At 60.6% G+C, this 9,846-nt stretch carries 9 protein-coding genes and 1 pseudogene; 4 read left to right on the top strand and 6 right to left on the bottom strand.

From position 1 onward, the window contains the following. Positions 1–179, bottom strand: a pseudogene (locus tag SMD27_RS22015) (alcohol dehydrogenase catalytic domain-containing protein); the annotation flags it as partial. Between the two features lie 514 nt (positions 180–693). Here SMD27_RS22015 and SMD27_RS22010 point away from each other — a divergent pair. Both SMD27_RS22010 and SMD27_RS22005 read left to right on the top strand, forming a co-directional pair. Next, positions 694–1,821 carry an FIST N-terminal domain-containing protein gene (locus SMD27_RS22010; RefSeq protein ID WP_320510602.1) on the top strand — a complete coding sequence of 376 codons (1,128 nt, stop codon included), beginning with the start codon at positions 694–696 and terminating at the stop codon, positions 1,819–1,821. Then, entirely contained in the window at positions 1,821–4,481 is a 2,661-nt protein-coding gene (locus SMD27_RS22005) for a hybrid sensor histidine kinase/response regulator (protein WP_320510601.1), read from the top strand. The genes SMD27_RS22010 and SMD27_RS22005 overlap by 1 nt, the downstream gene beginning before the upstream one ends. 125 nt (positions 4,482–4,606) lie before the next feature. Here the strand turns inward: SMD27_RS22005 and SMD27_RS22000 are convergent, their stop codons facing one another. Then, positions 4,607–5,302 (bottom strand): response regulator transcription factor, encoded by a 696-nt coding sequence (locus tag SMD27_RS22000; protein ID WP_320510600.1) that lies wholly within the window; start codon positions 5,300–5,302, stop codon positions 4,607–4,609. Positions 5,303–5,652: 350 nt separating this feature from the next. On the opposite strand from SMD27_RS22000, the gene SMD27_RS21995 reads away from it, so the two are divergent. Further along, complete coding sequence (locus SMD27_RS21995) at positions 5,653–6,702, top strand: GlxA family transcriptional regulator (protein ID WP_320510599.1); 1,050 nt, start codon at positions 5,653–5,655, stop codon at positions 6,700–6,702. A gap of 20 nt (positions 6,703–6,722) precedes the next feature. Here the strand turns inward: SMD27_RS21995 and SMD27_RS21990 are convergent, their stop codons facing one another. Next, positions 6,723–7,715: a histone deacetylase family protein gene (locus tag SMD27_RS21990; RefSeq protein WP_320510598.1), complete on the bottom strand. Its 993-nt coding sequence runs from the start codon at positions 7,713–7,715 to the stop codon at positions 6,723–6,725. A gap of 187 nt (positions 7,716–7,902) precedes the next feature. Here SMD27_RS21990 and SMD27_RS21985 point away from each other — a divergent pair, with 187 nt between their 5' ends. Continuing rightward, positions 7,903–8,118 carry a CsbD family protein gene (locus tag SMD27_RS21985; RefSeq protein ID WP_320510597.1) on the top strand — a complete coding sequence of 72 codons (216 nt, stop codon included), beginning with the start codon at positions 7,903–7,905 and terminating at the stop codon, positions 8,116–8,118. Positions 8,119–8,244: 126 nt separating this feature from the next. On the opposite strand, the gene SMD27_RS21980 is transcribed toward SMD27_RS21985, so the two are convergent. The 3 genes from SMD27_RS21980 to SMD27_RS21970 form a co-directional block, all read right to left on the bottom strand. Beyond that, positions 8,245–8,400, bottom strand: a complete 156-nt coding sequence (locus SMD27_RS21980) for a hypothetical protein (protein WP_320510596.1) — start codon at positions 8,398–8,400, stop codon at positions 8,245–8,247. Further along, on the bottom strand, positions 8,397–9,212 hold the full coding sequence (locus tag SMD27_RS21975) for a UTP--glucose-1-phosphate uridylyltransferase (protein ID WP_320510595.1): 816 nt from the start codon (positions 9,210–9,212) through the stop codon (positions 8,397–8,399). The genes SMD27_RS21980 and SMD27_RS21975 overlap by 4 nt, the downstream gene beginning before the upstream one ends. A 314-nt stretch (positions 9,213–9,526) precedes the next feature. Continuing rightward, positions 9,527–9,709 (bottom strand): hypothetical protein, encoded by a 183-nt coding sequence (locus tag SMD27_RS21970; protein ID WP_320510594.1) that lies wholly within the window; start codon positions 9,707–9,709, stop codon positions 9,527–9,529. Between the last annotated feature and the right edge of the window lie 137 nt (positions 9,710–9,846).

Below are 9,846 nucleotides of genomic sequence, written 5' to 3'. Positions count from 1 at the left end.
AGAATGGCCGGGAACAGCCCTTCCGGATCGGCCCCCGACAGGGTGAAGTAATCCGTGTGACACAGACCCGTCGCCTTTACCTCAACCAACACCTCGCCAGCCTTCGGGCCGTCGAGCTCGACGTCAGTGATTTCCAGCGGCTTGCCGGCCGCGACGGCCAAAGCTGCACGTGTTTTCATCTGAACCTCCCCAAATTAGCACCTGACGGGGTATGCCGCCCGCACATCCGGTCAACGGGCCTGACGTTAACCTCATCGCCTTGGCCGCGCCGGCGGATGCCATGACAGCCTTTTGCCGCGACGGCTCGCTCGCCACGACCAGGATGACGTGTTGCCTCCGGATCCGCTTGCGCTGCCGATGATCTCGTCAACGGTCTGACTTCAATGGTCTGATTTCAATAGCCTAGAGGCGAATGCTACCGGCTACCACCCGGCATCCGAAATTGGACTTTGGATCGAGATAAGTTGAGTGAATAATCCTTCGCTCAATCAGTGAAGCTGCTAGGATCGGAAGGCAGAAAAGAAAAAACAAATAGATTGCGGGGAGGTCAGGATGCTCGGGTCAGGGCTTGAGACAGAACGCAAAACCGGTCGCGTCGCAAAGGACGATGCGGAGCGCAAGACCGGAAAAGATCAGACCGGGCAAAACCGGATCGCAAAGGCGCCGGGGGAGCCACCGCCCATTCGGCGGGGCATGTCGATGAAGCCAGATGCGGCTTCGGCCGTGCGCGACCTGCTGGATCAGATTGCCTCGCCCGACGCCGAACTCATCCTGCTCTTCTGTTCGCCGCAATTTCACATCGCCGATATCACCGCCGCAATCCGCGCCTATGGCAGCCATGCCCGCATCGTCGGCTGTACCACCGCCGGGGAGATCACCCCGCTCGGCTACCGCCATGGCAGCATCACCGGCATCTGCTTCTGCAAATCCCATTTCGCCGCCTCGATCCATGTGGTCGAGCATCTGGCGACCTTCGAAATCGCCGCTGGCTATGCGGCGGCGAAAACTCTGCTGCAGGAGCATGAGAATATCAGCCAGCGTTTCGAAACGCCCCATACCTTCGCTCTGCTGATCAATGACGGCCTGGCGATGCGCGAGGAAGCGATCGCCAGCGCGGTCGGCGATGCGCTGGGGCATGTGCCGCTGATTGGCGGGTCGGCCGGCACCAATCCCGCCTCGGACGAGCCGAACATTTTCTTCAATGACCGCATCCTCACCAATGCGGCGCTGCTGATGCTGCTCTCGACCGATCTCGATTTCCGCGTCTTCCAGACCCAGCATTTCGAGCCTTTGGAACATAAGTTGGTGGTGACCAAGGCGGATCCCGCCAAGCGGCTCGTCATGCAGTTGAATGCCGAACCCGCCGGGCAGGAATATGCCCGCATGCTGGGCCTGAAGCGCGAGGAACTGACGCCCTTCGTCTTCGCCGCCCATCCGCTGGTGGTGAAGGCTGGTGGCCGGCATTACGTGCGCGCCATACAGAAGGTCGACGACCAGGGCTGCCTGCAATTCTTCTGCGCCATCGACGAAGGCATCGTGCTCAGCATCGCCCGTAGCGGCGATCTGGTCGGCAATCTGGAGGCCTTGCTCGACCGGTTGACCCGCGATCTTGGCCAGATCGAGGCCCTGCTCGGCTTCGACTGCATCCTGCGCTACATCGAGATGGAGCAGCAGCAGATCCTGGGTCGCGTCTCGCAATTGCTCTCCGCCAACAATGCCGTCGGCTTCAACACCTATGGCGAACAATTCGGCATGATGCATATGAGCCAGACCTTTACCGGCATTGCCTTCGGCGGCGCTGATTTCCGAAGCGAGGCCTGATGCAGCAACCCACGACCGAGGCCGCGAAACAACCTCCTGCCAGATTGTCGATCTCCGAGCTTGAGCGCGAAAACGCCAAGCTGAAGGAGATCAACCGCGCTTTGATGACGCGGGTCGAGCACAGCCTGGATATCCAGGGCAATGCCTATCACCTGTTCCAGACCGCCATCCTGCTGGACCGCAAGGTCCGCGACCGCACCCGGGAGTTGGAACAGGCGCTGCAGGCGGTGGAGATTTCCAACCAGGAACTCAATGAAGCGATCATCGTCAGCCACACCACCCAGAACCGGCTGCAGGATGCCATCAACAGCATCTCCGAAGGCTTCGCAATCTTCGATCCCCAGGATCATCTCATTTTGTTCAACCGCCGCTTCCTAGATTTCTGGCCGCATCTGACCGACCGCATTCATACCGGCATCACCTTCGACCAGCTCATGCAACTGGCCCTTGCCGAGCAATGCATCAATGTGAATGACGATGTGTCGCATGAGGACTGGATCAAGCATCATCTTGACCAGCGTCACGCCACGCGGCGCGGCGGCGCCAATCGCGCCGTCTATGCACTCAGCACCGGACGCTGGGTGCAGGTCAATGAACGCCGCTCGATCGAAGGCGGCATCGCCTCGATCTATACCGACATCACCGACCTCAAGGATGAAGAGCGTCAGGAGCGCGAGAAGGTACTGGCCGAAACCTCGGCGCATCTTCAGGCGACATTGGAAAGCATGTCGATCGGCGTTGCCGTCTTCGATCACAAGCAGCGCCTGGCCACCGCCAACCGACGTTATGGCGAACTACTGGAACTGCCCGCGACGCTGCTGACGCCGGGATCGAGCTTCCAGAGCTTCCAGGCCTTCAACGACAAGCGCGGCGTGCCCGAACTTGGCACCGGTTCATTGATCGCCACCAGCAACACGACTGCGCCGGTCGAAGTATCGGTCAATGGTCGATGGTTCTCGTTGAAACGCGATCCCATGCCGGATGGCGGCTTCGTCATTTCCTATGCGGAAATCACCGAAAGGCGCCTGGCCGAGGAAGCTTTGCATGACAGCGAAGAGCGCATCCGCCTCTTCGCGAATGCCATGCCCACCATGATGTGCTATATCGACGATCAGGAGCATTACCGCTTCGCTAATCGCGCCTATCGCGCCAATTTCTCCCAGAATGGCGGACAGATCGTCGGCCGCACCATGCGCTCGGTCCTCGGCACGCATGTTTACAACGCCCGCCGGCCCTATATCGAACGGGCGCTCAACGGCTCGACCGCGCTCTTCGATCTGCCCCTGCCCTCGGCCGATGGCGAAGAGCGTTTCGGCCTCGCGACCTATGTGCCGCATCGCAATGTGCATGGCCAGGTCGTCGGCTTCTTCACCTTGATCCAGGACATCACGGAACGGCGCCGCGCCCAGCATATTCTCGAAGCCGCCAATGAGGAGCTGGAGCGGCGGGTGCATGAACGCACCGCCTCGCTGCAGCAATTGAACGATGCGCTGATGCTGGAAGTGGAGAAGCGGCGGCGCATCACCCGCGAATTGCGCAATGCCAAGATCGAGGCCGAGCGCGCCAATGTCAGCAAGACCCAGTTCCTCGCCGATGCCAGCCATGATCTGCTGCAGCCGCTGAACGCAGCGCGCCTCTTCATCGCCGCCGCCCAGGACAATCCGCTGCCGGACAAATTGCGGCCGCTGCTCGGCAAGGTCGATCATGCGCTGGCCAATGTCGAAGATATCCTCAATATCCTCCTGGATATCTCCAAGCTGGATGCCGGCCATGTCACTGCGGAAATTCAGCGCGTTGCCTTGGCGCCGCTGATGCGGGCCTTGCGCGACGATATCGCGCCACTGGCCGAACAGCACGATCTGGAACTGACAGTGCTGCCCAGCGACCAGACTGTCTATACCGATCCTCGCCTGCTGCGCCGGCTGCTGCAGAATTTCCTCACCAATGCCTGCCGCTACACGCCGCGCGGCCGTATCCTGTTTGGTGCCCGACGGCGCGGCACCAATGTCGAATTGCAGGTGCTCGACACCGGCATCGGCATTCCCCAGGACCGGCTCGACGACATCTTCGAGGAATTCCACCGCCTGACGCAGGTCGATGGCAGCGACAAAGGCTATGGTCTCGGCCTCTCTATCGTCCGGCGCATCAGCCGCCTCCTGCATCACCCGGTGCAGGTGCACTCAACAGTCGACCGCGGTTCGCTCTTCTCCGTCCTGGTGCCAATTGCGGATGATGCCACCGAAACCGTGGCGCCGCAGGTCAAGGCCCTACCCAATCCCAGCAATGTCGCCGGCGTGCGCGTGCTGGTGGTGGATAACGATCCCGACATCCTCGATGGCATGACCAGCCTGCTCGATACCTGGCATTGCCGCGTCATCGCCGCCACCGACGAACAGGCCGCCATCGATGCGATTGCCCAGGCAGGCGAAAAGCCGGACATCCTGCTTGCCGATTATCATCTCGATAACGGTCGCATCGGCACGGATCTGATCGCCGCCGTGCGCGACCGCCTTGGCCACGTCATCCCCGCCGCGGTCATCACCGCCGACCGCAACAATGAAGTCCAGGAGATGGTACAGATGCTCCCGGCGGTCAGCCTGCTGTTGAAGCCGATCAAACCGGCGCGCCTGCGCGCGCTGATCGCCTCGGTGCGGCAGTAAGGGAGCCGAGCCGGCAATAGTCGCCCCCGATGGCCCCTTGGATCAGGTCCGAGGGTGACAACCTTGTTTGATGCGAGCGAAGTGCGATGACGGGTGACGGGCGCGTGATTGAAACGCGACAAGCGTCAATGCGTCGAGAGGCCTCCACTGGAGGGGCTGCCGGCAGAGCCGCGTGAGGCGGCGCGCAGGTATTTCTGATAGAGAATCACCGCTTGGGTGCGGCTTGAACAGCCGAGCTTCTGCAGCAGGCTGGAGACATGCGCCTTCACCGTGGTGATCTGTACATCGATCTCATGAGCGATCTGTTTGTTGAGCAGGCCCGCCGCCATCAAATCCAGCACCTTGCGCTGCTGATTGGTCAGCAATTCGAAGCGGCAGCGCATGGCATCATCCAGCTCATCGGCTTCCATATCCGCCTTGACGTCCTCGATGCCTTCGTTCGGTGCGTAGCTGCCGCCTTCAAGGATGGTGGAGATCGCCGTGGCGATGGCCGAGCGCGACAAGGATTTCGGGATATAGCCGATAGCGCCGGCTTCGAAACATTCGCGCACCACGAAGCGGTCCGATAGAGCGGAGATTACCGCTACGGGAATATCCGGCCGCCGCACGCGCAAGGTGCGCACGCCCTTGACGCCGTTCATGCCGGGCATGCGGAGATCAAGCAGGATCAGATCGATATCGGAACTATTGGCGACGGCGCCGATGGTTTCCACCATGGAGCCGCTTTCGATCACATCGACATCGTCGATGATCGAGCGCAAGGCATCAGCCAGCGCTTCGCGAAACATGGGATGATCGTCAGCCACGAGTACGGTTGTCATGCTGTCCCACTCTCCGGCGGGTAGTCTGTGGTCTATTGTCCGGCAGGTCAAGCTTTAGCGGGTGCAGATATTCGGGGTTCCAACGATCTTGAACTAAAGTATGAGCTGCCGTCATGGGGGCGGGACAAAATGTCCCAAAACGCATCTGACGCGGGACAAAACGTCCAATCTGGACACGCGCGCCGTCTGAATACTATGATATGCAGTAGGCCGGATCGTCACAGCAGACGGATTCACGCCTAAAGTCGTATAGGGAACGCCGCCATACCGCGATATAGCTGCTCGGACAGAAATGTGCCGAAAGGCAGCATGCCGTGATCGTCCTCCGTCAACAGTTGCAGGAGAACGAGATGAGCCTGTCTCAATATAACGCCCTCGAAGCCGCTCTCGATCAGGACCGCGACGCGGTCGACCGGGCTGCAGTCAATCATGGGGCCGCCCAGCATCATCTGCTCAAGGTCAAGGACGTGGCCGGCCAGCCCGCCGCGGCGATCGATTTGATACTTGTGCCGGGCTTTGATCTGCATGATCTCTCCGCTCTGCTCGACATCTTTTATCTGACCAATCGCATTATGACGCGGACGATCTTCACCTGGCGCGTGGTCGGATTGCAGCAGATGGCTGTACGCGCCTCAGGCGGTTTGACGGTGGGCGCAACTTACCGGCTGCAAGAGATCGCCGATTGCGACAACGCCTTGCTGCTGGCGGGCTTCGACCGGCCCCGGCCGGCCGATTGGTTCCTCGAAAGCTGGCTGCGGCGGCAGCTCTTCCATGGCGCGCATATTGGAACTGTGGGTGGCGGCGCGGCCTTGCTGGCGGAGATGGAATTGCTGCAAAACCGCTCCTGCGCCGTCCATTGGGCCTATATCGACGATTATCGTGCCAAGCATCGGCGGGTCGATTTCCGCGACCACATCTACCGGGTCGATCAGGGCATCGTCAGCTGCAGCGGCGGCTGCGGCACCACGGATCTCGCCCTGGCCTGCGTCCGCCAGCTCTGCGGCGCCGAGGCGATGCGGCGTGTTGCCGATCAGCTCAATCGCTGCGTCATCCGCGACGACCATGATTCCCAGAGCAATGTCAGCGAGCCGCGGCATTCCATCACCGGCCAGGCCGCCGGGATCATGCGCCAGCACATCGAACAGCCGCTAAGCCCGGCGGAGATCGCCGTGCGGATGGGTATCAATCTGCGCCGGCTGCAGCGTGCCTTCCGCCAGCATGAGAAGACCACGCCGACACAGTTTTATATGCGCGAACGCTTGCTGCGGGCTCGCTCCATGCTGCGTCAGAGCCCGGCCAGCATCTCGGAAATCGCTCGCGCTTGCGGCTTCGCCTCGATCTCGGATTTCGCCCATAATTATCAGCGGATGTTCGGCTGCCGGCCCAGTTCCGACAGATAGGAGCTCTGGCTGCGAGGCATTCAGCCCTGCACGAAACCGTCCAGGAAGGCGCCCAGGCAATCGCCGATCACCTCGATCTGATAGCCGCCTTCCTGCACCACCACGACCGGCAGGCCGAGCTGCCGAATGCCGCGGCCGACACCGCCAAAGCCTGCTGTCGTCACCCCGAGAATGCCGATCGGATCGTCGCGATGGCTGTCGAAGCCAAGCGACAGGATCAGCGCTTCTGCGCCAAAGGCCCTGATCGTCGCCAGAGCGCTGTCGATGGCGCCGTGGAAATCCTCATCCGACGCGCCGCGCGGCATCGGGATATTGCGGTTCGCCCCCGCCCCTTCGCCATGGCCGCGTTCCGCCTCATAACCGGTGAAGAAGGGATAATAGATCTTCGGATCGGCATGCATGGAGACGGTCAGCACATCGCCGCGAGCGTAGAAGATCTCCTGCGTGCCGTCGCCGTGATGGGCATCGACATCCAACACCGCCACGCGAGCAAATTTTTCCCTCAGGCGCTGCGCCGCAATGGCCGCATTGTTGACATAACAGAAGCCATTGGCCCGATCGGCCCGGGCATGATGACCCGAAGGACGGCAAAGAGCATAGCTCGCCGGCGCACCCGACAGCACCGCATCGGCGGCGCTGGCAGCCACATGTGAAGCCGCTATGATCGAGATCCAGCTATCCGGTCCGAGCGGCACGGCGAGATCTCCGAGATAATAGCCGGTCTGGGCAATGATCGCCTCCGAGGGACAAGGTGGCCGTTGCATGCCTGGCACGGCATTCCAGTAGGGCGACAGATTGGGCAGCACCTCCGGTCCGGCATTGGGGAGATCCTGCCAGCGCTGATAAGCGGTCGCGAGATAATCGAGATAACCGGGAGCATGAACCGCCAGGGCCGGGGCGCGGCCGTGATCTTGCGGCATCTCGGGTGTAATGCCGTGCCGGGTCAACGCAGCCAGCAATGGGTCCAGCCGCTGCGGCACATCTGTCGGCTCGGCGAGCCGGCCCGCGCGCATGAACTGCTTTGGACGGTGTAACCGTTGGTCCTCGTGGAAAAACGCTCTCATTTCCTGCCCGATAATTGCAAGGCCTTATCGAACCGACGACACACGGGATTGTCAACCAGACGAACCGGGTTCAGGGGAACAACAGGTCCGCTTCACGGTTTTTGTGTTGTCATCCTTTTGGAAAAGGAGCGGAGCCATGAACAGCGATGAAATGGAAGGCAACTGGAAACAGCTCAAAGGCAAGATCAAGCAACAATGGGGCAAGCTGACGGACGACGATCTCGACGTCCTCGAAGGCAAGCGCGACGAACTTGCCGGCCGCATTCAGGAACGCTACGGCGTTGCAAAAGATGAAGCGGAAAAGCAGGTCGAGAAGTTCCGTCAGTCGAATGCCGGTATCTGGCGGACCTAGCCGTTCGCTACTTCGCATTAAGCGATGGGGGCGGCCCAAGGGCCGCCCCTTTTTCATAGCCGGTATGATGGCAAAAGAAAGGGCGGCCGATCCGGCCGCCCTTTCTTCATCAACTTATGTCGCCGGCTATTTCGGCGTCGTTCCCGACCAGTAGAGCCATGCGCCGCCTAACAACAGGACGACCAGCACGAAACCCGCGACCAGGACAGTGACGACCCGGCCGCTGATACGGCCGGCTCTTGCCTTCTCCGGCGGCAGGTGGGGAGGACGCTCATTGGTCATGCGGCATCGACATGAATATCGCTGCGCTGAGCATGCAAGAACGGCGCGACCACTGCCGGCTCTTCAAGCTGCGCGACCGCCATGTTGGCTTGGAGCAAGCCGCTGAAGCTGCCGCAATCATAGCGTTCGCCGTCATAGTGGATGGCCGTCACCGGTTCCAGCCCGCAGGTGGCGGCGATGGAATCGGTAAGCTGGATTTCGTTGTTCACCGTCGGGCGCGCATCCTGCAGGCGGTCAATCACTGTTGCATCCAGCACATAACGGCCGATGATGGCAAGCTGCGACGGCGCCTTTTCCGGCAACGGCTTCTCCACCATCGCCTTGACTTCCAGCCCGTAGCCATCGGTGGTCACCACGTCGACGATGCCGTAGCGGCGCACATCCGCCAGCGGTACCTTCTGTACCGCAAGCACGCTGCCGCCACGCTGCGCGTGGCAGTCCACCAGGCCCTTCAGGCAATTGCCACCCATCAGCAATTCGTCTGGCAGCAGAACGGCGATATCTTCGTTGCGCGGGGCTGCGACGCGGATCGCGTCACCCAGGCCGCGCGCGGTTTCCTGAATGACGAAATCGATCCGGCAGGCACCGTCGAGCTTATCATTGGCGAAATGGCGCTGCAGGCTGTCCTTCCCCGGCGCTGTGACGATGACGATACGTTCGATACCCGCCGCGACTGCCTCTTCAACGGCATATTGCAAGACGGGCTTATTCCAAACCGGCAGCAATTCTTTGGGTACTGCACGGGTTAAGGGCATCAGTCGGGACCCTAGGCCGCCAGCAGGAATGACAGCGGTACGAATCGTCGCGCGCATCGTGTAAATCTCCTGAGTGGATCGATGGCCTGAGCCGGTCATGAAGGTTTTATTGGCGGGATCAGGAACGCTGTTGCCCCGTTCTTCCAATCTTCTCAAACCCCCAATTCCTTAAGCTCAGTGTCCATCAGAACAATGTTTATGGGTTTTGGTTCCCGGCTTCTGCCGGCTTGATATAAGGACGCCGTTGCTCTTTATCCACCCGCCCGATTCATCGGCACATACCCGACACGGAGCTGTTGCAGCGGTGATACAGCAGGTTGACCGGATAGCCGCACTCCTCCACGCGGCGGCAATGTTCCGCGCAGCATTCTTTACCGGGACTTGCGATTGGGGCGTCCCTTGGTTTCCCTGTCATGCAGTTTTTGGCCGTAATCGGCGGTTTCGCCTTCCAAGGCTCGCTTCTTTTTCTCGTTACTTGGCGTTCGCGGGGAATCGTGTTTCTGCAGGTCGTGCAATTTATCTTCGTATTGCCCGGCGTTGTTGATCTTCGTCATTTTGCAACACGCTCCTTGCATCTGATATTAGCGCAACTCGCACTGGCGTCACGTGACAGGGCCTAGGATCGACCCTACAAAAAATCGTGAACGGCAAGGGCTTTGTAAACCATTTTTACGTCTCCCTTATGCGCGTT

The organism is Dongia soli (genome assembly GCF_034044715.1).
Taxonomy (GTDB): Bacteria; Pseudomonadota; Alphaproteobacteria; order Dongiales; family Dongiaceae; genus Dongia_B; species Dongia_B soli.
This window is presented reverse-complemented; position numbering and strand designations above follow the sequence as displayed.